Annotated in this window: 22 protein-coding genes and 1 pseudogene; 20 read left to right on the top strand and 3 right to left on the bottom strand. The window is 41.2% G+C overall.

The features are described from left to right. Positions 1–225: 225 nt before the first annotated feature. Positions 226–2,919, top strand: coding sequence for a glycosyl hydrolase (locus AC1DE7_RS30790; RefSeq protein ID WP_036673657.1), 2,694 nt, complete (start codon positions 226–228; stop codon positions 2,917–2,919). Between the two features lie 80 nt (positions 2,920–2,999). Further along, positions 3,000–4,910: a beta-glucoside-specific PTS transporter subunit IIABC gene (locus AC1DE7_RS30785; RefSeq protein WP_477535813.1), complete on the top strand. Its 1,911-nt coding sequence runs from the start codon at positions 3,000–3,002 to the stop codon at positions 4,908–4,910. A gap of 967 nt (positions 4,911–5,877) precedes the next feature. Here the strand turns inward: AC1DE7_RS30785 and AC1DE7_RS30780 are convergent. Continuing rightward, the gene (locus AC1DE7_RS30780; protein ID WP_036673659.1) at positions 5,878–6,318 is read right to left on the bottom strand and encodes a GNAT family N-acetyltransferase; all 441 of its coding nucleotides are present in this window, start codon (positions 6,316–6,318) and stop codon (positions 5,878–5,880) included. 481 nt (positions 6,319–6,799) lie between these two features. On the opposite strand from AC1DE7_RS30780, the gene AC1DE7_RS30775 reads away from it, so the two are divergent. Then, positions 6,800–7,411, top strand: a complete 612-nt coding sequence (locus AC1DE7_RS30775; protein WP_036673660.1) for a DUF1349 domain-containing protein — start codon at positions 6,800–6,802, stop codon at positions 7,409–7,411. Between the two features lie 412 nt (positions 7,412–7,823). On the opposite strand, the gene AC1DE7_RS30770 is transcribed toward AC1DE7_RS30775, so the two are convergent. Continuing rightward, entirely contained in the window at positions 7,824–8,375 is a 552-nt protein-coding gene (locus AC1DE7_RS30770) for a TetR/AcrR family transcriptional regulator (RefSeq protein WP_036673661.1), read from the bottom strand. A 149-nt stretch (positions 8,376–8,524) separates the two neighbouring features. Here AC1DE7_RS30770 and AC1DE7_RS30765 point away from each other — a divergent pair, with 149 nt between their 5' ends. Further along, positions 8,525–9,466 carry a ketopantoate reductase family protein gene (locus AC1DE7_RS30765; protein WP_051449946.1) on the top strand — a complete coding sequence of 314 codons (942 nt, stop codon included), beginning with the start codon at positions 8,525–8,527 and terminating at the stop codon, positions 9,464–9,466. A 406-nt stretch (positions 9,467–9,872) separates the two neighbouring features. Here AC1DE7_RS30765 and AC1DE7_RS30760 read toward each other — a convergent pair whose 3' ends face one another. Then, positions 9,873–10,217, bottom strand: a complete 345-nt coding sequence (locus tag AC1DE7_RS30760) for an SDR family oxidoreductase (RefSeq protein WP_235193947.1) — start codon at positions 10,215–10,217, stop codon at positions 9,873–9,875. An 88-nt stretch (positions 10,218–10,305) separates the two neighbouring features. Between AC1DE7_RS30760 and AC1DE7_RS30755 the strand changes: the two are divergent. The 16 genes and pseudogenes from AC1DE7_RS30755 to AC1DE7_RS30680 all read left to right on the top strand — a co-directional run. Further along, positions 10,306–10,497: pseudogene (locus AC1DE7_RS30755) on the top strand (PhzF family phenazine biosynthesis protein); the annotation flags it as partial. Beyond that, positions 10,466–10,759, top strand: a complete 294-nt coding sequence (locus tag AC1DE7_RS30750; protein WP_036673663.1) for a hypothetical protein — start codon at positions 10,466–10,468, stop codon at positions 10,757–10,759. The pseudogene AC1DE7_RS30755 and the gene AC1DE7_RS30750, both read left to right, overlap by 32 nt. 220 nt (positions 10,760–10,979) lie before the next feature. Next, on the top strand, positions 10,980–11,564 hold the full coding sequence (locus AC1DE7_RS30745) for an RNA polymerase sigma factor (protein ID WP_036673664.1): 585 nt from the start codon (positions 10,980–10,982) through the stop codon (positions 11,562–11,564). Further along, complete coding sequence (locus tag AC1DE7_RS30740; RefSeq protein ID WP_477535812.1) at positions 11,525–12,544, top strand: DUF4367 domain-containing protein; 1,020 nt, start codon at positions 11,525–11,527, stop codon at positions 12,542–12,544. The genes AC1DE7_RS30745 and AC1DE7_RS30740 overlap by 40 nt, the downstream gene beginning before the upstream one ends. Before the next feature lie 502 nt (positions 12,545–13,046). Beyond that, positions 13,047–13,364: a hypothetical protein gene (locus AC1DE7_RS30735; RefSeq protein WP_477535811.1), complete on the top strand. Its 318-nt coding sequence runs from the start codon at positions 13,047–13,049 to the stop codon at positions 13,362–13,364. Positions 13,365–13,522: 158 nt separating this feature from the next. Then, positions 13,523–14,647, top strand: coding sequence for a dimethylarginine dimethylaminohydrolase family protein (locus AC1DE7_RS30730; protein ID WP_127549222.1), 1,125 nt, complete (start codon positions 13,523–13,525; stop codon positions 14,645–14,647). Between the two features lie 26 nt (positions 14,648–14,673). Continuing rightward, positions 14,674–15,369 (top strand): response regulator transcription factor, encoded by a 696-nt coding sequence (locus AC1DE7_RS30725; protein WP_036673666.1) that lies wholly within the window; start codon positions 14,674–14,676, stop codon positions 15,367–15,369. Next, on the top strand, positions 15,356–16,672 hold the full coding sequence (locus tag AC1DE7_RS30720; RefSeq protein WP_477535810.1) for a sensor histidine kinase: 1,317 nt from the start codon (positions 15,356–15,358) through the stop codon (positions 16,670–16,672). Before AC1DE7_RS30725 ends, AC1DE7_RS30720 begins: the two co-directional genes overlap by 14 nt. Positions 16,673–16,715: 43 nt before the next feature. Beyond that, the gene (locus AC1DE7_RS30715; RefSeq protein WP_282321211.1) at positions 16,716–17,042 is read left to right on the top strand and encodes a hypothetical protein; all 327 of its coding nucleotides are present in this window, start codon (positions 16,716–16,718) and stop codon (positions 17,040–17,042) included. A 204-nt stretch (positions 17,043–17,246) separates the two neighbouring features. Then, the gene (locus tag AC1DE7_RS30710) at positions 17,247–19,223 is read left to right on the top strand and encodes a sigma-70 family RNA polymerase sigma factor (protein WP_477535809.1); all 1,977 of its coding nucleotides are present in this window, start codon (positions 17,247–17,249) and stop codon (positions 19,221–19,223) included. 536 nt (positions 19,224–19,759) lie between these two features. After that, positions 19,760–20,263, top strand: coding sequence for a histidine phosphatase family protein (locus AC1DE7_RS30705; RefSeq protein WP_477535808.1), 504 nt, complete (start codon positions 19,760–19,762; stop codon positions 20,261–20,263). Continuing rightward, positions 20,229–20,339 (top strand): hypothetical protein, encoded by a 111-nt coding sequence (locus tag AC1DE7_RS30700; protein WP_477535807.1) that lies wholly within the window; start codon positions 20,229–20,231, stop codon positions 20,337–20,339. The genes AC1DE7_RS30705 and AC1DE7_RS30700 overlap by 35 nt, the downstream gene beginning before the upstream one ends. A 234-nt stretch (positions 20,340–20,573) precedes the next feature. After that, positions 20,574–21,332 (top strand): formylglycine-generating enzyme family protein, encoded by a 759-nt coding sequence (locus AC1DE7_RS30695; RefSeq protein WP_127549216.1) that lies wholly within the window; start codon positions 20,574–20,576, stop codon positions 21,330–21,332. A gap of 522 nt (positions 21,333–21,854) precedes the next feature. After that, complete coding sequence (locus AC1DE7_RS30690) at positions 21,855–22,520, top strand: GntR family transcriptional regulator (protein ID WP_100527506.1); 666 nt, start codon at positions 21,855–21,857, stop codon at positions 22,518–22,520. Positions 22,521–22,535: 15 nt separating this feature from the next. Then, positions 22,536–24,227 (top strand): dihydroxy-acid dehydratase, encoded by a 1,692-nt coding sequence (gene ilvD / locus AC1DE7_RS30685; RefSeq protein WP_282321207.1) that lies wholly within the window; start codon positions 22,536–22,538, stop codon positions 24,225–24,227. 1,104 nt (positions 24,228–25,331) lie between these two features. Continuing rightward, the coding region (locus AC1DE7_RS30680) for an Imm26 family immunity protein (RefSeq protein ID WP_477535816.1) at positions 25,332–25,458 on the top strand (127 nt) is incomplete at its 3' end.

Here is a 25,458-nt window from a genome sequence, read left to right as displayed (position 1 = left end):
TTCGGTCTTCATTTGAAAGCGCTATATTAAAAGTGTGAAGTGATTAAACATCTTTGTTTATATTTATATTGGTCTGTTTACGATTGATTAATGGATTTTAATGTATTGATTTATGTTTTGGTTCATATGGGATTTTCTTTATATAATATGTAATTTTGACACTTAATTGATAGGAGAGAGCATAAACAACGAAGTTGTCTGTCTAGCAGAAGGGAAGGGTTTTTGATGAGAAAGATGACCGAGGTGTTGGAAAACCGGGAGAACAATTATATTTTGCCTTTCTTCTGGCAGCATGGTGAAGAAGAACTTGTACTGCGTGAACATATGCAGATTATTGATGAGAGTGGCATCAAGGCGGTTTGCGTGGAATCCCGCCCGCATCCGGATTTTGTAGGGCCCCAATGGTGGACAGATCTGGATATCATCATGGATGAGGCGCGTAACCGGAAGATGAAAGTGTGGATTCTGGATGATTCTCATTTTCCTACAGGATATGCCGCTGGCAGAATCAAGACGGATTATCCCCAGTACCAGAAGCAGTTTCTGAAAATACATCAACAGGATTTCGTCGGACCCCAGCTTCAGGCGGGAATTCTGGTGAAATGGGCGCTGCAACGACCCGGCCAGAGAGGTATTAGTGTTGGAGTGGAGCAAGTAAAGTCGGATCATGAGGGAGAACAAAAGCAAGTCTTCTCGGCTAAAGATCGGATTGTTGGTGTAGTTGCCGCTCGCAAAACGGGACCTGATGAGATTGATCCCGATTCCCTGGTTGATTTGACCTCACAATTACATGAAGGAACGGTGCAATGGGATCTGCCTGAGGGGCGTTGGAGAATCTTTACGCTGGTTCTTACCTATGATGGAGGGGAAAAAGCAACCGAAGGATATCTGAATCCAATTGTGCCCGAAGCCACACAGGTGCTGATTGATACGGTGTACGAGGCACATTATGATCGATACAAAGATGATTTTGGATCGACACTGGCTGGATTTTTCTCGGATGAGCCAAGGTTTGGCAATGTAAAAGGACCACTGGCTTCCATCGGACGCCTAGATATGATTCTTCCGTGGTGTGAAGATTTGCAGGACATGTTAAAGCAGGAAGGATCCGACGATGATGTTATTCGTTCACTCCCCTTGTTGTGGGCGAATGCAGGTGTGAAAGGACAAGAGATGCGCTATCGCTACATGGATCTGATCACTCGATTATACGCAGAACATTTCACGGACAGATTGGGAGAGTGGTGTCGCGCCCATGGTGTAGAGTACATTGGGCATGTCATTGAAGACAATAACGCTCATGCAAGACTCGGTTATGGTACAGGGCATTTCTATCGCAGTCTGTGGGGGCAGGATATGTCCGGCATTGACGTGGTGCTTCATCAGATTCTGCCAGGCATGGATGATGGCTATTACAAATCATTCACATCCACTGGATGGGACGGTGAGTTCTTCCATTATGGAATGGCGAAGATGGGAACCTCACTCGGACACCTGGACCCTAAGAAGCACGGTCGTACCATGTGTGAAGTGTACGGTGCATATGGGTTCGGAGAAGGGCTGAAACTGATGAAATGGCTAACGGACCACATGCTGGTACGGGGTGTGAACCATTTTGTGCCACATGCATTTTCGCCGAAAAAGTATCCTGATCCAGATTGTCCACCTCATCTATACGCGAACGGATATGATCCGCAGTATCGGTATCTGCCAATACTAGCTTACTACATGAACAGAGTAAGTCATCTGTTATCGGATGGTGTGCATGTTGCACCGGCAGCCATTCTGTATCATGCAGAAGCGGAGTGGGCTGGAGAGTATATGTTGTTCCAGAAGCCCGCGAGAGAGCTTACGCAGAACCAGATAGATTTTGACATCGTTCCATCGGAACTGGTGATCTCGGCGCAGGTGAAAGACGGAAAACTCCAGATGAACCGTGAACAGTTCCCTGCCCTGATTATTCCTTATGCCGAAGCGCTACCGAGTCAATTAATTGCTCAACTGGTTGCCTATGCCGAAGCGGGTTTACAGGTCTATTTCGTGGATGGACTTCCTGCTCGAAGCAGTGAAGGAGAGGATTGCACGAGCGAGTTGTCAGATCTGAAGAAGCATAAATCTGTGAGTATTGTTGCACTAGATGAACTGGCGACGCGCCTGCGGAGTGACCATGTGTATGAGATCACCGTTTCGGAATACCAGCCCTACCTGCGTTATTACCACTACCGTCATAACGACGGTGAGGTATATATGTTCTTCAATGAAGATCCGGCAAAAGCGATTGAGACCACGATTACCGTTCCGGCTTTGAAAGGCGTGGATGAGATGTACATCTATAATGCTTTTGCGAATACACTCTCACCACTTCACACCAGGATGTATGGAAACAAGCAATCATTCTCCTTGAGGCTCGAAAAATATGAATCTGTGTTGATTGTGCAGGGGACTGCACTGAGTGAGGAGATCGCGGAAGTCTCAACTGCACATTGTTCATACACCAACCTACACGAGATTACAGGAGAGTGGAAGCTCTCCTTGGCAACGGCTAAGCAATACCCGGAATTCTCTGCATATGGGACATGTGCTGAACTTACTTCACTTGCCGTACCGACGATGTTACCCGAGTTCTCGGGGACCGTGCGATATGAAATAGAGTTCGATATGCACGAAGTACCGGCAGCAGCGCGGCTGGTCATTCATGAACCGTACGAAGTAGCTCAAGTGTGGCTGAATGGGCATGATATCGGAACGCGAATCTGTCCGCCTTATGCGTACGAAGCAAGCGGATATTTAGAACCAAAGGGCAACAGACTTGTGATTGAAGTGACGAATACGCTTGTAAAAGAACAGCAAGATTTCCTGTCCCAGTTCCTGATTCAGGAACCGACAGGTATTGTAGGTAATGTCTATTTAGAGTACTGAGAATAGATATGGAATGCACATTGAATGCACACGAGCTTATTTGTTCATTCCATATCTCACCCATGAAGGAGTGAGCAGGCATGGATCATCGTCAACTGGCAACGGATGTGTTACGCAGTGTCGGAGGCAAAGAAAATATCAATAAGGTTACCCACTGTGTAACCCGGTTGAGATTCGAACTCAAAAACAGCAAAATCCCCAATGCCGAAGAGATCAAAGCAATGGATGGCGTGCTGACCGTTATTCAGCAAGGAGGACAATATCAGGTGGTCATCGGGAATCAGGTTGTTCCCGTATTTAATGAGCTGTCTTCCCTCCTGGGAGACATGAGCAATACTGAATCCTCCAATGAGATACAAGGTGAGAAAAAAAGTCTCTTTGACCGCTTCACATCCATGATTTCCGGTGTTTTTATGCCTGTTATGGGAGCGCTTGCAGCAAGTGGTATTATTAAAGGATTGCTGGCTTGTCTATCTGCATTCGGTGCTCTGACGGCAACGGATGGAACGTATATCGTACTGAATGCTATCGGTGATGCACTGTTTTATTTCTTCCCGATTTTCCTGGGTAGCTCCGCCGCCAAATACTTTGGCTTGAATCAATATGTGGGAATGATTATTGGAAGTTCCATGGTCTACCCCGCGCTAGTGAGTTTTGTAGGCTCTGAGCAGCAGTTGACCTTCCTCAGTCTGCCGATGAATATCATGAATTACACATCATCCGTATTCCCCGCAATTGTTGCAGTATGGTTTGCATCCCTGTTAAATCGTGTTATTGAGAAGCATATCGCGCAAGGTTTTAGATATTTTCTGGCTCCATTTATCGTACTCTTGGTTACGGTGCCACTGACACTGTTCATCATCGGTCCTGTAATCACATACCTCAGTAACGGTCTTGCTGATATTACAACGGCTATCTACAATTTTAATCCGATTCTTGCTGGACTTGTATTGGGTGGACCATGGATTCTGATCGTCATGTTTGGTTTGCACTGGGCCTTTATCCCAATCTTTATTAACAACATGGCAACTGTTGGTTACGATTCTGTGATGGGGTTACTGGCAGCGAATCAGTTTGCGATGGCAGGCGCAGCCTTGGCCTTTGGACTGAGAGCACGGGATAAACAGCTGAAAACACTGGGTATTTCAACGGGTGGCACAGCATTGCTCGGTGTGAGTGAACCTGCACTTTACGGTGTACTGCTTCCTCAAAAAAAACCGCTCATAATGGCGATTATTGGTGGTAGTATTGGTGGAGTGATCGGTGGAGCCTTTTTGTCCAAAGTTTATGCATTTGCTCCATCCGGCGTATTCGGTATTCCTGGTGCAGTCAATCCTCAAGGCATTGATCCCGGCTTCTATGGTTATGTGTTGCAAATGGCGGTGGGTCTGGTGGTTGGTTTCATTTTGACCTATCTGTGGGGATACCAAACCCGCACCAAATCCGGCGAGTTAGCAACGCAAAGCACAACGGATTCCGTATCTGTTTCCGGTATTGAGGAAACGGATGAAGGTTCAAGTTCATCTGTTACGAAAGCAGAGATGACGGTGTATAGCCCTGTGACTGGAGAGGTTGTTGACCTTGCAAATGTTGCAGATGAGGCGTTCTCTAGTGAAGCGATGGGCAAAGGAATTGCAATTATCCCTTCAAACGGAACGATTGTATCTCCTGTTGAAGGTGTAGTTACCACGATAACCAAATCAAGACATGCGATTGCAGTCATTGCCAACGATGGTGTGGAGGTTCTTATCCATGTTGGCCTTGATACGGTCAAACTGAAAGGCGAGGGCTTCTCTCTCAAAGTCCAAGAAGGTGATTTGGTGAATGTCGGTGATGTCCTGATGGAAGTAGATTTGGCGAAAATTAAAGAAAGAGGTTTTGAATTGATTACTCCGCTGATAATAACGAACTCTGACAATTATGTGTCAGTAAGTCGGATGGGGGCACAAAATATTTCTGCGGGTAGTCCAGTAATTACAATAAAAGTGTAGAGGCAACTCCTTATGTTCTTTAACTCAATGAAGATGATTATCAAGCTCGCTCGCATAGCGGGCTATTTTTTTAAAGTCAAGAGATCATATAAATTGACTTTAGCTCAATAACAGCACTATGTGTTATGCTGTCCAGGGACAAGAACATATTCCCATTGAAGCCGTTATTTTAGCGGCTTTTTTGTTTTATCGGTACAAGTTCGTGTCCCGAGCCAAGGACAAGAACTTGTACCGATTACCGAAATGGACAAGAAGATGGTCCGATTACCGATTAGATGAATATCTAAGTAAAAAGTACATTCAGGTAAGGCTTTATTAGGACAAATACACATTATACAATTGTCGCGTCAAGATGAAGCAACTGAGTTTCTGAGGGTAAACACGGGTTGCTAAGGATTACATTAGTGAGATTTCATAATAAAACTAGCCGTTGAGGGACAAGAACTTGTTCCCATATCCGATTAGACAAAGACCTAAATAATGAGTAGATACAACTCATAAAGACTAAAGTCTTATATACACGATGATTTTAGCGGAATTGTTTCCATCCACCTCATTACTTCCTGGTTCTGTTGAACTCAATTTTTCTATCATCTTTCTGATACATGGCATAAAAACATTTAAAATGGCCCCACTGTAGCAGACAGCCAGTGCAGTTCCTATACCTATGGGTCCACCAAAAATGAATGCCGTGAACAGAAGTACAACGTTAATCAGAGTTCTCGAATCTCGAAAAAAATATATTCGTTCGAGTTATTTTTTTAGTGAGAGTGTTAACCGATCGATCGGAATCGGTGCAAAATTGGTCTGTAGATACATGGCCGTTCCTATTCCTGCAACAACCAAAACGCAGCCGAAACACAAAAATTTGAAAAACAATCTGATTGTATGGTCAAGGTAATGCCAAGAGTTAGAATTAAGATACCTATTGCATAAATTAAACATTGATTTACACGTGATAATGGCATCATTTCGATAATAAATCTTTTACCATTAGATAATGCGGAATTCCATCTTCCATAAATACATCGGAGGTAGTATGGTATCCTAGCTTGTGATAAAATCCCTCTGCATGTGTCTGTCCGTGTAATTTAACTTTGGATATTCCTTTATTTTCTGCAATTTCTTCCAGTGATGTAACGATTAATTTACCGAGACCATATTCGCGATAAGGTTTTAAGATACATATTCGATCTAATTTACCTACGCCATCTCGAATAATAATTCTGCCTGTTCCGGCGGGTAGTTCATTAAAATAGACCAGGATGTGCTCACACTGTCCATCTAAATTATCATAATCATCAAACTCATCTTCAATTGGTACATTTTGTTCTTTCACAAACACTTCTTCTCTTATTTGAAAAGCGATGTTGAGCCCCTCAATTGAGTCTATTTTTTTTGATTTCATTTCTTATAATCCTTTCAGAAATTCATTTTGTAATTAAAAACAAATTAAACATACTTTTAGAATGATTATAAACGATAATTTTTTTGTTGTAAATACAACAAAAAAAGAGGAGCTAAAGGACTACGATTACAAAAAACGATCTCAATCCATGTAACCGATATGTTGACTGATCGTTCCCAAGTAGCTATATTTGATTTGGAAAAGTCATTAATCTGACTCCTAGTTTTCAAACACCTAAGAATCAATGTATTCTTTTTCAAGAACGATCGTTTTATTAAAAAGAATGCCACTGTACACGACAGTAGGGGGAAACTAATATAAGATAGAATTCTCAGAGGTCAACCACAGTAATTCGGTAAAAGAAACATTGCCATTTTGTAACATGATTTCAATATACGTTTATAAAGTGACCTAAGTTACATGGTTATTAAGCCTTAAAGTTTTAGTGATACTTTGTGACATAATTTAAGGAGGCAATTAGATGGAAAAATCAGCTTTTGAACATTTCAAATGGATTAATGAAAGCAAAGCAACCTTTGAGAATGACAAATTGATTATTGAGGCAACTGCTAAATCCGATTTCTTTAATAATTGTGGACCTGGACCCGTTTCAGAAGAAGGGATCACACCAGAGAGTCTTGCCAATGCACCTTTTTATTATCAAGAAGTTACGGGGGATTTTGTAATGCGTGCTCAAGTCTCCCATGGATTTAAGGACACTTATGATTCAGCAACACTTATGATTATGCAGGATTTCCAGGTGTGGGCTAAAGCTTGTTTTGAAAAAACAGATTTTGATACACATGCAGTAGTTAGCGTAGTAACAAATCAAACATCGGATGATGCAAACGGGTCCAATATCGACAGTGACACCATTTGGCTACAAATAGCACGAGTCGGCAATTCCTTTGCATTCCACTATTCACTGGATGGTCTCAAATATGTGATGATGCGTTTCTTTACACTACCAGTGGAAGAGACCATTAAGGTTGGCCTTGAAGCACAGGCGCCATTAGGAGAGGGTGGACCACGGACTTTCCAGAACTTCTCGTTAGTCAATAAAACTGTTAAAAATATTCGTTTCGGCGAATAACCTAAATACAACCTGCAATGCAGTTTTAATTGGTGCTGTCGAGGGACAAGAACATATTCCCATTAAAGTCGCTATTTTAGCCGCTTTTTTATTTATCGGTACAAGTTCTTGTCCCGAGCCAACAATACCTACAATGTCGAGGGACAAGAACATGGTCCCATTGAAGTCGCTATTTTAGCGGCTTTTTTGTTTTATCGGTACAAGTTCTTGTCCCGGGCCAAGGACAAGAACTTGTACCGATTACCGTATTGGACAAGAACATGTTCCTATTGCCGATTAGGCGTGTATCTAATCGTCATCTTGTCCTTCAATTCCTTAAACTAACGGGCAAGATAGTTTAAGCGTGAACCGTACCACAAGAAAGGGCAGTTTTTTTATTGTACTATACACCGATTAGGTTTGAATGCCAGACTCATTCTTTAGAATAGGACGTAACCCCCTTTGAGTAGAGGTTGTCCACTAACTTGAAAAACTCTTCTGACGATAAATCCTTTTGTCGCTGGAGCCAAAGACGAAATAAGGAAAGGGAGGTTGACAGGTAAAACTCAATCAAGTATGGCGTTAAGGCAGGGTTTTGCGGAACATTTAATTCCAACTGATTTAGAGTAATTTCTTTTTTTAAGCGTTTTAAAAAACGGGGACTTCCATAATCACCTAAAAGGGCATGGAGAACCAAAAGATGTTCTTTTTTGTCCAGACAATGGAGCGCATCTTGAACCGTATGCATCGATAGCTCTTTTTTCGCCAATTCTTCTTTTATGTCGTTCAATAAGTCATTTTCAAGAGCATCTAACAATTCGTAAATATCAGTAAAGTATTGATAAAAGGTGCTACGGTTATATCCTGACTTATTCGCGATTTCCTGAACTGAAATTTTCTCGATTGGTTTTTGGCTATATAACTCACAAAAAACTTCAACAAAGGTTTGTCTTGTTTTTTCTGTTATTTGGGGTTGCTTTTTCATGTTTTCCTCCTATTAGCGTCTAAGAATATCATCCGACAAATCATAAAAAACTGATGGTTGATCAATGAATATTGAAAATTTATAATCACATCATACAACATGTTGTCGGATGATTAAACAAGAAATGATAATAGGTAGGAGTGATTTTAATGTTAAATAAACAAGATCGAATTTTAATTTTTGGTGCAGGTGTCATCGGGAGCATGTACGCAATTAAGCTTATAGAAGCAGGGTTTGACGTTACCCTATTTGCCCGTTCTGATAGATATAAATCATTAAGAGAAAATGGCCTGCGATATATGGAAAAAGGTACAGTTAGATCGATAAAAGTGAATGTCATTGATACACTCCAAAACGACGACATATACGATTTTATTTTCGTTACCGTTCGTTATGATCGGTCCGAATCAGCGTTGTTAACGCTAAAAGATAATCAAAGCAAAAATATAGTTACGATGACTAGTAATTCAATGGGATTTTCTTCGTGGCTGGATATCGTAGGTGATAGACTATTACCCGCTTTTCCGGGTTTCGGTGGACAGATTAAAGATGGAGTATTGCATGCTCGATTTCTACCAAAGATTATAGCGGCAACTGCATTCGGAGAAATTAATGGTGTAGTGACAGAACGTATAAAAAACCTCGCAAAAATATTAAAAACTGCAAAGCTTCCTTACGTCATTAAAAAGGATATGCAAGCGTATCTAATTACACATTCGGTATCAGACATTGCCATGTTAAGCTTTTTGCATTCTGAAAATAAGATCATTGACAAAAAAACTGCCCGAACCAGAAAAATGGCACGCAAAATAACAGTCACTTTAAAAGCGCATCTCAAGGCAATACAAAAAGCTGGCGTTTCAATTGATCCACCAATGCTTAAAATGGTGCTTAAATTTCCAAACTTATTTTTGGATCTTTTCTTTATGGCATGGCTACGAACTAAAATGGTTAGAGATATGATGTTGCCGGATTATGCGAATCATGCTAACAATGAGATTGTGCAGCTGAGTAATGATTTAATAAAATTTTTAAGTCAAAATGGTATCAAATCGGAAATGGATTCACGACAAATTGTTCCTGATCGGTAAATATGATAGATTGTCGAACTATCCAAAAGCTATAAGACAACCAGATGAACTACAAATCATCCCTGATTCAGGCCATGCAATTAATCATGAACAGGCTGATCTGATCAAAATAAGGAGTTATTCGCTTTTTACAATGAATGAGCTACAGCCGAGAGAGGGAGCAAATGATCGTATTCTGCTTTAAAATGTGTTTTTTATACTTATGGGAAGTAATAGCACAATAAGAACAGAAAAGAAGCCGATCATTGTGATCGGCTTCTTCTTAGTCCTCCGATGAAGAGGTAAAAGAATATTGTAGCATTCCCGATTAGATTATTACCTAAATAGTTTAGTATTGGAAATCATATTGCGTAAAGAAAGCGAATTTACAAAAAGTCACGGAATATCATTGTATTCCTATGAAAAATTAAATGTTTTGACCACCTGAGATCTCGATTCTCTGTGCATTCACCCAGCGATTATCAGGATCGAGTAGGCTGGCAACTGCGGGACCAATGTCGTCAGGTACACCCACACGACCAAGGGGAACCATTGAAGCAAACGCATCATTGTAAGATGGCGTATCACGTACAGCGCCGCCTAAAAAATCGGTTTCGATTGCACCAGGGGCAATCGTATTCACAGTGATACCGCGGTGACCGAGCTCTTTTGCCATATAGATGCTTAGAATTTCCACTGCACCCTTAGCTGCCGAATAAGCTGAGAATCCGGGGTAAGAAACACGAGTAAGACCCGTTGAGAAGTTAACGATTCAAGCGAGTAGCGCGATGGAAGATCGGTCTGCTGTTTTTGGCAGAGCCAAAGATCAGGCAGCTGATGAAAAAATACAGTAGTAAGAACCGATCCAGATTGTTTCGACGGGGCTGCGGGACATTTTGATTCCGATCCGCAGTAGAAAGCTCTTGAATGAGGTTCATCCCAATTTTGATGCCATAACCGCCATTAGCAAAAAATATGATGTGGTGGGATATCATCTGTTTATGCTGGATACTCCTGACAATGCTACTGCGGAATGCCGAAATTTTGCTCCGTGCGGAATATAACTGGTTTGTTTCTGATATTGCTACTCCTTTATTCTATGAAATCCCTATTCCTTGGGTTGTGTCTGGATATGTAAGGAAGGAAATTGCAAAGCGTTACTATTGCAACTTCTTAAACGGCTATTGTCAGGAAAATACTGTGATTCAAGCTTGGTTAAACAAAATCCCATTATTTATTAATTTTAGGCAAGCTAGAGTTTTAGCCGCGCTCTATAAAAGCAGAGATTCTAACGCTCTATTATTGAAACATTAGATGTTGAATTTGCTCTTACAGTGTTTGGGTTTTGATTGGTACTGTTGTCAATAATCTGAGACCTATTAACCAGACCGATTCTGTATCACAAACAAATAAGGAGGATATGGTTGAACAACAATTTAGAGACTTTTCTAAAAAAATGTCCCTTTAGAACTACCTCGTTTGTTATACATATATAAACTTCATCGCGAATACCTGGGAGGTGCCTTAAAGAAACATGGATGAGGAAACCGAATACAGAATTAAAAGAGTACAAGCGGGCGAAATTCAGGACTACGTTTATATCGTTCAAAAATACCAAAAACAGATATTTATGTATTGCTGGAGACTTATTTCAAACAAACAGGAAGCCGAGGATGCTGTTCAAGACGTTCTGGTTAAAGCCTATGAGAAAATAGATCTTTATAAACCTGAGGTGAATTTCTCCGCCTGGCTCTACAAAATAGCCTATCATCACTGCATAAACATAATCCGTCGAAAAAAAATGCAACAGAAATGGAAGTTCAGACTAATGGCTCAAGATCAATCTGCCATTAGTCCTGCAGAGATGCTGGATAACCAACTCTTTAACGAACCACTAAGCCGGGCGCTTGAAAAACTAAATGTGGTTGAACGGAACCTACTGATTCTGCGCGTTTTTGAAGAAAAATCGTTTGTAGAAATAGCTGAAATTTTGAATAAAAGTCCCGATGCCGTCAAGAAAAAGTTTGCTAGAACCAAAATCAAACTCAAAAAATGGATGAAACCAAAGGAGGAAGAACTATGCCAAAATTACAACGTACTTCTCAAAACGAAAATCTGAAAGAAATGGATCTCTTGATCCAAGAGGAGTTTCAGAATTTTGATGTCACTGACAAAGTCATGACTCGGGTCCATAAGCTGGCAGTTCACAAGAGAGGCTTGCATGCCAGAGCACGAGTTCGTCAAAGATTCGTGGTTCCCGGGCTAACCGCAATGTTCGTTCTTGGAGTATCAGTGACAGGGTATGCGGCCTCGCAATATATTGAATTCCTTAACAATAAAGGAGAGGTGGTACTAAACACTGCCGCCGCAAAAGAGCCTACTGACTTTGTTACCAATTACACAAAAAGACTGGGCTTTTACACAAATCAGATTAAAGAACAATTGCAACCTGGGGATTATGTAGCCTATTATGTCAAAGATGAGTTAATTAACAACGCGGATAAATTAACCCCCGTAAAATTTGAATATAAGTGGATCGAGTATTCAAATTTCAGCAGTTTGCAAGCTGAAATTACACGGACGCAAGCTCCAGTTTTAAAATCAATAACGCAACTTCCTCAAGGGTACCAGTTTGATTACGGATACGTTTATCCTGCCGATCTGTATACAAACCATCTCGCAGATGCTGCTTACCTGAAGTTAACAGACGACCTTAGAAGACAAGCTGAATCTTCTTCGGATGGGCAACGGGTCTATATTCAAAAACTGAATTGGAACAAGGCTGATTTCTCTTTGGCACGCTATGTCAAGGGGAAGAACGTTGTAACTGTAATGGCAACAAGAATATTCCCCGACTCCAAAGTGACCATATTCCAGGACGATCACGCTAAATCGGAGAAGCTGAACATCCAAGGTAATGAGGTCTATTATATTCAATCCGATATTAAGGATAGGGAAACTAATTCCGTTCCTTACCATCGGATTGGATGGAGGGACGATCACAATCATTTGTTGTATGAAATATCCAATAATGGGGACAGCAATTTAGGTAAAAAGGATCTGGTCAAAATTGCTGAAGAGATGCTTACATCTCCTTAGTGTTCTAAACAACAAAGGGATAAACAAGGCACTTTAGACATTAGTTCTGCTTTACTGAAGGACCCAAGTAATCTTCCAGCCAGTTATAATTTGAATAATGCTAACAAAACCTATAAGGCAGTATTATTAATGGAGGAATATGTACAGGAAGGGCCATCCCACAAAGGAGGATGGCCTTTAAACTTGCCGTTGAACTGTTAGTTATTATTTGTCGCGGGACAAGAACTTGGTTCCTTTATATAGAATACTTTATCTCTAAAAGGGAGGGGAAACATTGCATAATATGATGAATAAGAGACAATTTATTGAGATGACAGTTAAAGAACAACGTTCAGTAGTATTTAAAGTTAATATTCAAGATGAATTTTTCCGTGGTGTTTCTAAAGGGGGCAAGGGTTAGATCATTAATCAACTAACGGGAAACTTTAGTTAAATAGCCCCAAATTAAAATCTTCTATTTGAAGCAAACTAAAATTAATTGCTCTTAATAGGAGGTTTTATTATGAATTTAAGTGAACTTTGGAATCATTATGAGGCAGATAAACGAATTCAAGGGTTGAGCCTGAATACATTGTGTGCGTATGCTTTACAACTCAAGATGTTGGTTTCTGATCAAGGGATTGTAGATATTTCGGGAGTAACTCTAAATCTCCTGAAGGAATACTTAGCAAAGCAATCTGATCGTCTAAAACCAAGCAGCCTAGGGCACCGTATCCGTTTTGTACGTTCCTTATTTTGCTTTACATATGAAGAAACCTATCTATCTAGCAATCCTTCTATTAAACTGCGTGAGCCAAAACATGGAGAAGCGGGTATCTAAGTTTTTGATGGAAGAAGATGTGATTCATTTAAAGATCTCTTGTCAGACCTTAAGGGAAGGAGTTTAAATTAAAATAGTATGCCTTCATAAACTGTTAAGAATTGCTCTCTATAATTCAAACTGTAAGCATTAAAACAAATTATTAGGAGGGCATTAATATGAAAAAAAAGAGTTTGAAGTGGGTTGGATCAACAGCATTATCACTTGTACTGGTAACTAGCATATTACCAGTGGCAGGGGCGACTGGTGTGTCTAAAGTTAATAGAGTTACGGAAGTGAATGGAACTGTGACTACAAAAAGTGAGAAAAACAATGTATATGTAGAGAGTGAATTCGCCACGCTAAAAAGAGTTGTATTGACACAATCTGAAGCTTTTATGCACTTCAATTTTGATGATTTTCCAGAAGGAGACATGCCTATGCCTGAAGGAGGCATGTCTATAATGAATACGGATCCGGCAGAGGCACAGAAAAAGTGGGAGAAAGAGCGTGAAGACCTTAAAAAGGTTCTTGAAAAATACGGGGTTGAGGTTCAACGTCCACGCCTTTTAACTGAAAAGGAAAAACAACTAGGGGCTGTGAAAGATGGCATTACAGGTGGGGAAGGAGTAACTAATTTCTTTGTCAGAGATCCATTCTTCACAATCGGAAATCATCTAATTGAAGGTTCATTTAAATCGGCTTACCGGAGACTTGAGGTTTTACCTGTTAGAAGTATTCTGGATAAGGAAGCAGCCCAAAATAACGTTCCGCATGTAGCTGTCCCACAACCAGACGTTTCTAAAGGAATCAACTCTGCTACCGGTCCTTACCTTGAAGGTGGAGATATCCTCGTGTATGGAAAGACTGTGTTCGTCGGTAATTCTGGTCTAGCTTCAAACAAAGCCGGTATTGATTGGCTCAGAAACTATTTGACACCATCAGGTTATAAGGTGGTTGAGGTGAAGCTAGAGCCTGGCACATTGCACCTGGATTGTGCTATCAGTTTTGTAAGAGATGGATTAATGATTGTTAGCATGGATTCGTTAGCCAATGGGCTCCCAGAAGAACTTAAAAATTGGGACAAAATCGAAGTGAGTTACAAGGATGCTCAAGATTTGGCAGTAAATGGATTGCCAATCAGTAGCAAAGTATATGTTACGGACATTGCATTCAAAAATACAATTGGAAAAGAGCTTGAGAAAAGAGGAATCAAAGTAGAATATGTTGATTACGAAATTTCTCGTTCTTTCGGCGGAGCTTTCCGTTGCAGTACACAGCCATTGCTCCGCACGGATAGCTAAAAGTTAAATCAAGTATGAGGTGAACTATGACAAGCCGGATTTTAGTGGTTGAAGATGATCAGGAAATTCGTGATCTGCTACGTATGTCTCTTGTCCGTGAAGGTTATGAAGTAACAACAGCTAAAGATGGAGAACAGGGAATTGAATTAGTAAATGAGTCATTGGATTTGGTGATTCTGGATATTATGATGCCTGGAATAAACGGACTGGAGGCTTGTATACGAATCAGAGAACGATACAATGTTCCTATTCTTTTTCTAACTGCTAAATCCGGAACTTTGGACAAAACGGAAGGTTTGCTTGCTGGTGGAGATGATTACTTAACTAAACCTTTTTCTGTACAGGAGCTTCTGGCAAGAGTTATTGCTTTGTTGCGTAGGTATACGATTTATCAGGATAAAAAGGATTATGGCGAAACATTTCTTATCGGGGGACGCTTAAAAGTAAGTGAACAATTTAACGATGTATGGAAAGGCAGTCAGAAGATTGAGCTTTCCGATCTGGAGTACGGTCTACTTAAACTGTTGATGACCAGAAGAAATAAAATTTTCTCTGCCCAAAATATTTATGAGAGTATTTGGAAGGAACCTTATTTCTACAGTTCAAATAATACGGTAGTAGTACACATCCGAAAATTACGATTGAAAATCGAAGAAGATCCAGCAAAACCAGCGTATATCTTAACGGAATGGGGAAGAGGTTACCGTTTTGGCCACTCATAAACTTACTATAACTAAAAAGTTGACTGTTTTAATAATTATTGCTCTCACCATAAGTGTTCTTTGTTTTTTACTTTTGCAGTCCATAAGCAATCGGGTTATGGATCATTATTTTACTTCTGATGAGCGTTTAAAGTCCGAATCTCAAGTTTACGTCCAAAAATTTTCAGAATATGTTTCAGCAAACGATCTGTCAACGACAGATCGTATTGCGTTTTCAGACTGGATTAAAAGTCAGAAGAGTAATTTATTTTTATACGTATTTCAGAACCAGGTGCTTCAATATGATTCCTTGTACCATGCTGATGACGAAGGAGCATATGGAAGTCAGCCTGAAACTGATTATGATCGACGGAACTCTTACCCAGTAAAATTTAAGGATGGGACAGGTAACGTTTCAATCTATGGATTTTATTTTTCTCACTACTATAATGTGGCCTACATGCTTGAAATATTGCTGTCCGCAATGTTATTTATAACCATTGTTTTATTTGGAATACGTAGAGGGATCAAATATTTACGCACAATTAATAATGAAATTCATATCCTTGAAGGCGGCTCATTAGACTATTCTATAACGGTACGAGGGTATGATGAATTGGCGATGATTGCGGAAAGTATAGAGGAACTACGTAAAGCATTTTTAGGCAGGTTAGAAAGGATAGAAAATTTGCAAAATGAGAGTAGAAATCTTGCAACCGAAATGTCTCACGATATGCGTACGCCACTGACATCTCTCATCATGTATTTAGAGTTTGCCCGTAATACACCAGAAGATTTATGTGTAGAAACAAGGTATCAAATCGAGAGTGCGTATCAAAAGGCTCTCCAACTTAAGAATCGTACAGACGATCTGTTTTCATACTTTTTATTAGATAAAGAGAGGGAGGCAGACTTAGTAACCCTTTCAGTTCGGGAATCAATTCATGATGTATTGTCAGATATTACAGCTGTACTTCGAGCGGAAGGATTTCAGGTGCTTGTAAATGCCTCCCCAACGGATGTCATAATTATTGTGGACATGGAAAATATTGGACGTGTATTTGATAATTTTCTGTCGAACATACTAAAATATGCAGATCGAGAGCAAAAAATTAATTTATTTACTTATATAGAAGATCATCATTTTGTGATTTGTGTAGAAAACAAATTAAAAATAAATAATGAATCTGTAGAAAGTTATAAATTAGGTGAAAAAATCATAGAAAAAGTTATGCATCGGATGATAGGACAATTCTCTTCATCTGAAGATCGAGAGAATTACAAGATTATTCTGAAATTTAAAATAAGTCGAGCTTTTAAATAGCTGACTAAAATTGCATGTAACATGTTTTCGTAGATCTATCACGTTGACTGTATTCAATTCGTTCGACGATGAAGTTATGCGCGGGGTTGTTACGACAAAACGGGTAATTCTGTTGGAAGAAGGTACAGCAGAGATGAAAGGGCTAATGGGCAGTAAAGGGGCTCAACGAAGCGAGCACTGGAAATCTGCCCACAAAGATCCAGCCACAACTCATGTTCACCTTTATAATTGGACTGATGAAGTGAAAGAGCTAAAGGTACTGGCCCATGCTGATCGATCGACCACAGGATGCCCTGACATCACGAGAATCAATATTTTTCCAGCCCATTCCAAAATGAATTGTCGAGGGACAAGAACATATTCCCATTGAAGTCGCTATTTTAGCGGCTTTTTTATTTTATCGGTACAAGTTCTTGTCCCAAGCTAAGGATAAGAACTTGTACCGATTGCCGATTAGGTGTATATCTAAATAATCAGCATATGCACTTATTTGGGAACAACTATAAGAATAATGTTACATTAATTAAATCCAAACCCCCGAGTTAGCTGTCTATATAACAGGAGGTGAACGACAATGATCGATGCACAGCAACAAATCAACGCCGCACAAAACGGAGATCACGATGCCTTCGTTTCTCTTATAAAGGATCGAACGGATAAGCTGCACCGAGTGGCTCGCCATTATGTACGGGAGTCCAAAGATGCGGAGGATATCGTTCAGGATGCCCTGGTTAAGGCTTATGAGTCACTGCAAACGCTGCAGCAAGCCGAAGCGTTTGAGAGCTGGCTTACCAGAATTGTGGTGAACCGGGCGCTCAATCATTTGAAGAAATCCAAGCGTGTTCACCTGAGCGAAGACCCGCAGGCGCAAGAGCCATTGGTCGTTAATGATATCGATCAAACCCTGGATCTGGAGCGTGCATTGGCCAGTCTGAATCCGAAGCTGCGTCAGCTCCTGTTCTTAAAATATAAGAAGGACCTGACCCAGCAGCAAATCGCCCATCTCCTGGATATGCCATTAGGTACTGTAAAAACACAATTACGGAAGGGGCTGGAACATTTGCGCAACGAAATGGCTCAAGATTTTCTCGAACGAGACCTGGATACATTACGCCTGCAGTTAAGACAACAGGCAGAGCACCAGTTTGCCGTTTCACCGGATTATGATCTGATCGTCAATGACTATCAAGAGAACACCAGGAGGGGAACAGGGAAGGGAGAAGCGGGATTCTTATGGGTTAAAACGGGGAGTGATGACGCCGTTTCTGCCACGCTCTCCAGGGACGGCAACTTGCTAGACTATGCCATTTCCTGGGCCTCATTGGACAACGAGACACGGATATCTGAGGAGGAGCTCAAACAGCAGGCAGAGCAATTCCTGGAAGATCATTATCCCGGCGCACTGCGTGATTTTCCGTATTGTGAGATGGAGTGGATGGAAGGGATGTTTGTGTACACACGACAGCAGAAGGCGATGGGGCTGCCGCTTCCTGAGACGGGATGCCTGATTATGGTTCATCCCAGCGGTCGCGTGGTCGGATTTAGGTACTATGGAACCGTTCCAGGGCCAGCACTCCCAACCATGATCACACCAGAAGAGGAACAGATGGCGTGTATGAAGGCGAATTTTTTGCTACATGTGGAATATTGCGTATTGGACAAAGCCGTGTACACGGATGGTGACGATCAGGTCCATCTTGTTTACGCCCCCCGAAGTAGAGGGCTAATCTATACTGCATCATCACAGGAGGAAGTTCCGACAGCCTATAGGGCAGAAGCTGTCCCCTCTGACCCAAGAACTCTGGACGAGTGGCCAGGTGAGTTCCCGCCCGCACGAAGCCTAGAAGAGTGGATTGGTGTAAACAACGACCAATTTCAGTTAGTACAAGACGACAATATTGGCTCGAACACCAAGTTGATGGTGTGGAAGCAACAGAATGAAGAGCGTCCAGCCAAGAATGACCGGTCTTGGAAGGCCTATTGGGCTGATCAGATGGAGGGAGCGGTCAAGGCGCGAGTAGACAGCCAAACCGGACAACTGATTGACTTTGTTTCGCATGGTAAGCCAGATCAACTAGCTCCATTAACCTGGGATCGAGACGCATGTCTAGAAGTAGCTATGGACTATGTCCGAGGACTAGCAGCTGAAATGTTGCCGTATCTCAAGCTTCTAACTGAAGAGACCGACGACGAAGATCGTTTGGAAATCATTCGCTTTGGTGTATATGTTCAAGACGTATCTGTCAGGGATGAATGCTATCAACTAGCTGTTGACCGCTCTAATGGGAGGGTCAAAAGTTTGATGTCCCCCTCCATAAGGCCAGAACAGTTAAAGAAGCTGGAGACCGTGCCCTCATTTGATTACCAGACAGCCATCCTCCGATGGACGGCACAGGCCAAGCTGCGTCTGCAATGGGAACGGATGCACAATGCTAGGGCGGAAGAGGCACCGTACGAACTAGTGTATCGAATGATTGGTAGCGAGCACGAGCGGACGCCCGAAGTGCTTGATGCGCATACGGGGAAGTTATACGAAAATACTTTTTACTGACAAACAAAAACATCTAGCCCGAAACTAAGGGCTGGAAGGCATTCAAAAGCCTGCGGACGTAGAACAGCATTGGAAGGAGGTTGGTGTCCATTCCAGAATGCCCATCGATGGTTCCTTATGGAAGGACGATCCCATCCTTTCTTCCTATCCACCGTCCCGTGTATACAAGGTCATGTGTATACAAGGTCATCGAGCGAGATCATGCAGGAAGAGCGATGGAGTTTTTGAGAAAGCCAGAGAAGCGGTCTTTGCGTTCAACCGTAATATTGCTGTCGAGGGACAAGAACATGGTCTCATTGAAGTCGCTATTTTAGCGGCTTTTTATTTTATCGGTACAAGTTCTTGTCCCGAGCCAAGGACAAGAACTTGTACCGATTGTCGGAAAGGACAAGAATATAGTCCGATTACCGATTAGGCCTGTATCTAATCGTCATCTTGCCCTTCAATTCATTAAACTAACGGGCAGTATAGTTCCAATATGTGGTACTATTTGTTTAGGCAATGATGGGGAAATTTTAGTCATTAAGGGGGCAGGTATGGCGACCACAATAGGTCTTATTAGACATGGGGTTACTGAATGGAATAATCTTAGCAAGGCTCAAGGAATATCTGATATACCGCTAAACGAAGAAGGAATAGCGCAAGCAACTGCACTGGCAAAAAGACTTTCAAGCGAAGAATGGGATGTTATATTCTCCAGTAATCTAACGAGAGCTAGGCAAACTGCCGAAATCATTCAGCAATGTTTAGGAGTACCCGTATTCAATGATGAACGTATTAGAGAGATTAATTGCGGCCTAATTGAGGGCACCACCGAGGAAGAGCGTATCACTCGTTGGGGAGCAAATTGGCGTGAGCAAAATCTTGGTATAGAAGATTTCAAAATGGTCGCAAAGCGAGGTCTAACTTTTCTCGAAAAACTGATTAAAGAATATGTTGATAAAAGAATATTAGTTATAAGTCATGGAGCATGGAGCATGGATTGGGCTGTCATTACAACATCTTTTGCCGCAACATTTCCAAAAAACGTATATAGATAATACTTCTATAACCATTCTTACATACACTAACAACAAGTGGGCATGCCAATTATATAACTGTACCAAACACCTTTAGCTATTGTGGACTAAGCTAACGGGAAACATTAGCTCAATAAAACAAAAAAAGCAGCCGATCATTGTGATTGGTTGCTTTATTCAACTAACGGATAGGATACTTTCAAGATTAGACGCGGTGAACCACACTAAAAGTATCGACGAGTTTATCGTCGTTAGCAACTATTAAGCAGGATAATACAGTTTTGGGGTCGAATTTGGTTGGCGGTAAGTTAGAATGGGGGGGGGATAAGATATGGAAAAGTACGGAAGTGACAAGGCACGTTTTCTAAAAGAAATAATGGATTTGATGGTACCCATAGAAGGCGGATCAATTGAACTACGCGATTTTCTTAATACAGATAAATGGCTTAGCACTGATTACACTTTATCTAACCCAGGAAGTAGTAAAAAGACTATAACGTGGACTGAAGCTATAGAGCCATTCCATGTAATGAAGTATCCAGTAACACAGCAGTTATATCATTTTGTCATGCATGAAGAAGAAATAGAGCCGATTGTGAGTAAGCTGCCAATTACGGAAGTTTCGTGGATGGATGCTATTACTTTCTGTAATGAGTTATCGAGAAAGCTTGGCAGGATGGAATGTTACACAGTTACAAACGAAAGTGAGAACACAATATTTAACAAAATAGCGAATGGATTTCGATTACTGTCAGACGCTGAATGGCAGTATGCGTGTAAAGCAGGATCAACGGGATATCGTTATGCAAGAATTGATCATATTGCATGGTATCAAGGAAATTCCAATGGATCTGTTCATAAAGTAGGACAGTTGCTTCCTAATCCATGGGGACTTTATGACTTGATCGGTAACGTCTGGGAATGGTGCTGGGATCTATATGATGCTGAACGATATGGGAACTATAGAGTTTTCAGGGGAGGCAGTTGGGCTGAAGTGGAGAACAATTGTGGTTCTACGAGTAGAAGGAAAAGCATGCCCAATTTTAAAATAGATGATCTTGGTTTTAGAATAGCACTTACAAATCCTTGAGAAAACGACACATCGAGTATGCTCAAGTCGTTGAGCTGACGGTAGGTGTTCAACTATCCGAAAATATAACTTACTGATGACCAGAAGGCAAGATTATAGAATCACCAAATGTCGCGGGACACAAACATTGTTCCATTCAAAGTCGCTATTTTAGCGGCTTATTTGATTTAAGGAACCAATTTCTTGTCCCAAGCCAAGGACAAGAACTTGTACCGATTACCGTAATGGACAAGAACATCGTCCGATTGCCGATTAGATGTGTACTTAAGTAAAAAGTACATAAGCCCTCATTAGTAGCAAATAATTTTATATAAGAACATTCACATTAAAATATATTACTAATGTAACATTTCTCAAAGAAAGACTCTTAAATTATAGTTCTCTTTTTTGTCTCAGACTCTCAATAGAAACAGGTAGTTATCTGGATAAACTTAATTGAGCGCGTAAATGAAATAATAATTGCTTCTCGATCGTGTATGCGATATATTGCATATAAGAATAATTGTATTGAGGATGAAAACAATGCCAATACCTAAAGATTTTTCCTTACCAGTCCGTATGTCCGCAAAAGAAAGAGCGTTTTCTCAGATTCAGCGATGGATCATTGATGGAACACTGCAACCAGGTGAAAAGCTTATTGATGCGGAAATGGCTGAATCGCTTGGAGTCAGCCGGACACCGATTCGGGAGGCATTTCAGTTACTCGAAGTTCAAGGCCTCGTGTCCATGCATCCAGGAAAAGAAACAAAAGTAACGAATATTGAGAAAAACGATATTTTTAAGATGTATTCAACGATGGCTGCTCTTCAGGCCTTAGCTGCTGAAATCACCGCCCAAACTATTGTTCCAGAACAGATCGAGAAACTAAGATCCATAAATTTGGAATTCGCAAGTTCTATTAAAAATGGACAAGTTTATCAGGCTATGGAGGTGGATGAGCAATTTCATAATTATATTGTGGAGCTCTCAGATAATCCTTATGTAGCTACATTTAATACATCTCTTCAGATTCACATTAGGCGATTTAAATACGTATTTTTAAAACAACCTATTACGGCTACACTAGCTTCAGTTGAAGAACATGATCAGATTATTAAAGCTTTTGAAGGCAAAAATAGCAACGATGCCCATAATTTAATGAAACAAAATTTTATTCGACCGATGCAGGAACTGAACGAAATACTTTGAAATGAGGGAAGAAACATGGAAAATAAAAAAGATCTTCGCATTCGAAGCAAGGTAATCAGTGAAGGTGCTAACCGGGTACCGAACAGAGCGATGCTGCGTGCAGTTGGATTTCAAGATGAGGATTTTAAAAAGCCAATGATCGGAATAGCAAGTACGTGGAGTGAAGTAACACCGTGTAATATGCACATCAATGATTTAGCGGTGCAAGCTAAGCGGGGCGCACGTAATAACGGCGGTGCTCCACTAATTTTTAATACGATTACCGTTTCTGATGGGATCTCGATGGGGCATGGCGGGATGTTGTTCTCGCTACCAAGTCGGGAAGCTATAGCTGATTCGATTGAAATTGTGACCGGAGCCGAGCGTTTTGACGGCGTTGTTGCAATCGGTGGGTGTGACAAGAATACGCCTGCATGTTTGATGGCTATTGGACGGATGAATATTCCTTCTGTTTATGTATATGGAGGAACCATTCAACCTGGTAATCTCGACGGTAAAAAAGTGGATATCGTTTCAGCTTTTGAAGCCGTTGGGCAATATCAAGATGGAAAAATAACAGATGAACAATTGCATAAGGTCGAATGCAGTGTTTGTCCAGGTCCAGGGGCTTGTGGGGGGATGTATACCGCTAATACGATGGCCGCAGCTGCAGAAGCAATGGGTATGTGTTTGCCTGGTTCTTCTTCGACATCAGCTATCTCAGCGGATAAAGCATTGGAATGCGAAGCAGCCGGTAAGCAGGTCATCTCACTTCTTGAACAGGAAATCTACCCAAGAGACATTATGACGAAGAAAGCATTTGAGAATGCGATCACCGTTGTTATGGCTCTAGGGGGATCAACCAACGCATTTCTCCATCTGCTAGCTATTGCGCACTCCGTAGAAGTGGATTTAACCTTGGATGATTTTGAACGAATTCGCTTGCGTGTTCCTCATTTGGCAGATCTGAAGCCAAGTGGTCAGTATGTCATGCAGGATTTGAATGATATTGGTGGTGTTTCCGGGGTAATGAAGCTATTGCTCGCTGAGGGATTACTTCATGGGGATTGCCTCACCGTAACTGGTAAAACGTTGGCGGAGAATTTAGCGGAAGCTACTCCACTTCAGAATGATCAAGAGATTATACGTCCACTCAATAATCCGCTTAAACCAAATGGACCACTGGTTGTGCTTCGAGGAAACCTAGCTCCTGAAGGCGCTGTTGCCAAAATGTCAGGCATGAAGATACAACAGTTTTCCGGGCCGACAAAGGTGTACGATAGCGAAGATGAAGCGACAGAAGCGATCATGAATGATGAAATTCAAGAAGGGGACGTATTGGTCATACGCTATTGTGGACCGAAGGGTGGACCAGGTATGCCTGAGATGCTTTCCGTTACAGCACTCATTGTAGGAAAAGGTCTCGGGGGGAAAGTTGCTCTCATAACAGATGGTAGGTTCTCGGGTGGCTCGCATGGATTTGTAGTCGGCCATGTATCCCCTGAGGCACAAGTAGGTGGACCGATCTCTTTGCTCCAAAATGGAGATATTATCACCATTGATAGCGACATTCAGGAAATTAAGGTTGAAGTGCCAGAAGAAGAGTTGGCCGCTCGAGCGCAAGCTTGGGTACAACCGCCACTGAAAGTGAAATCCGGTGTACTTGCCAAATATGCTAAATTAGTTTCCTCTGCTTCAAGAGGTGCAGTAACAGATTTGATGGAATAGACAATTAAACATTGATGCTACATATAAAATGGGAGGGGAGAAGCTACTACAACGAATGCATGAAGCGCGCTAAACAAAAAAACGCCAGTTTTAGAGATCAAGAATGTCGCAAGAAAAAGATGAAGAATTTAGTTTCATCATTCGAAAATGAAGTGCACCCCCTAGAATAGACATTGGAAAAACCCCTGAGTTTAGCCGATGAAATTCTGGGGGGTGTATTTTTGCTTGTACCGTTTCTCGACTTTCATTAATTGGGGGTTCGCTACGAATAGCAGGCAGGTTCCGGCTAGTGCAGGAATGTTTGGATGGAGTAAATCTCGAATGAGTAAATATTGCCAATGCAAGTCGCTAGCCCGTTAGGCAATCCAAACTAGCTGCTTTCAATATTAAATTAAACTCTCGAAGAAAGGGAAACAGAAAAATGTCGAGGGACAAGAACATAGTCCCATTGAAGTCGCTAATTTAGCGGCTTTTTTATTTTATCTGTACAAGTTCGTGTCCCGAGTCAAGGACAAGAACTTGTACAGATTGCCGGAATGGACAAGAACATAGTCCGATTACCGATTAGGCATAAAACTAAACGGTTCTTTTCCTCGTTAATTCATTAAGCTAACGGGCAGGATAGCATGAAAAGGAAGTCCAAAAAGGCGTTTTATAATGACGCGTTAGATTGTACTGATTTATTATCACTAGGTATGGAGTACTTTGGATTTAATGACCGCGCTCGAAAAACGATGGATAGCTTTTTTGATTATGAATACCAACAAGGTGAAATCGAAGAGAAGATCAAGAAGAACCTCGCAAGCACATATATGGCCTTCTTAGGAAAGAGCAATTTCAGAGATAGGTCGAATATAAAGAACAAAATTCTTTTCGATAAGTTATCATGAGAATTGGCCGAAATCAAAAAAGAACTGGGATTAAACTAACGTAGAAACGTTAGCTTAATACAACTAAGAAAGCAGCTGACACAATTGAACTGCACCTCCAATTGCTAGCTGGTCTAACAATTGGGGTGCAGTTCACATCGTATAATGGAATTGCTCCAAAAAATAAGAAGTACAGTAAGTATATTAAAGCCGCAACGAAGGAGTTTGGAAAACCGTGAAAAATACGAGACGTAAACGAATAAAATTGGGTGATATCTACGCTATACCTCTGCCTAACGCTAAGTTTGCCTTTGGGAGAAGGCTTAAAGATGCCAGCATTGCAATCTATAATGTGATAAGTG

Source organism: Paenibacillus sp. 10L310 (genome assembly GCF_056395745.1).
The sequence above is the reverse complement of the archived record's forward strand: the minus strand, read 5'-3'. Positions and strand labels throughout refer to the sequence as shown.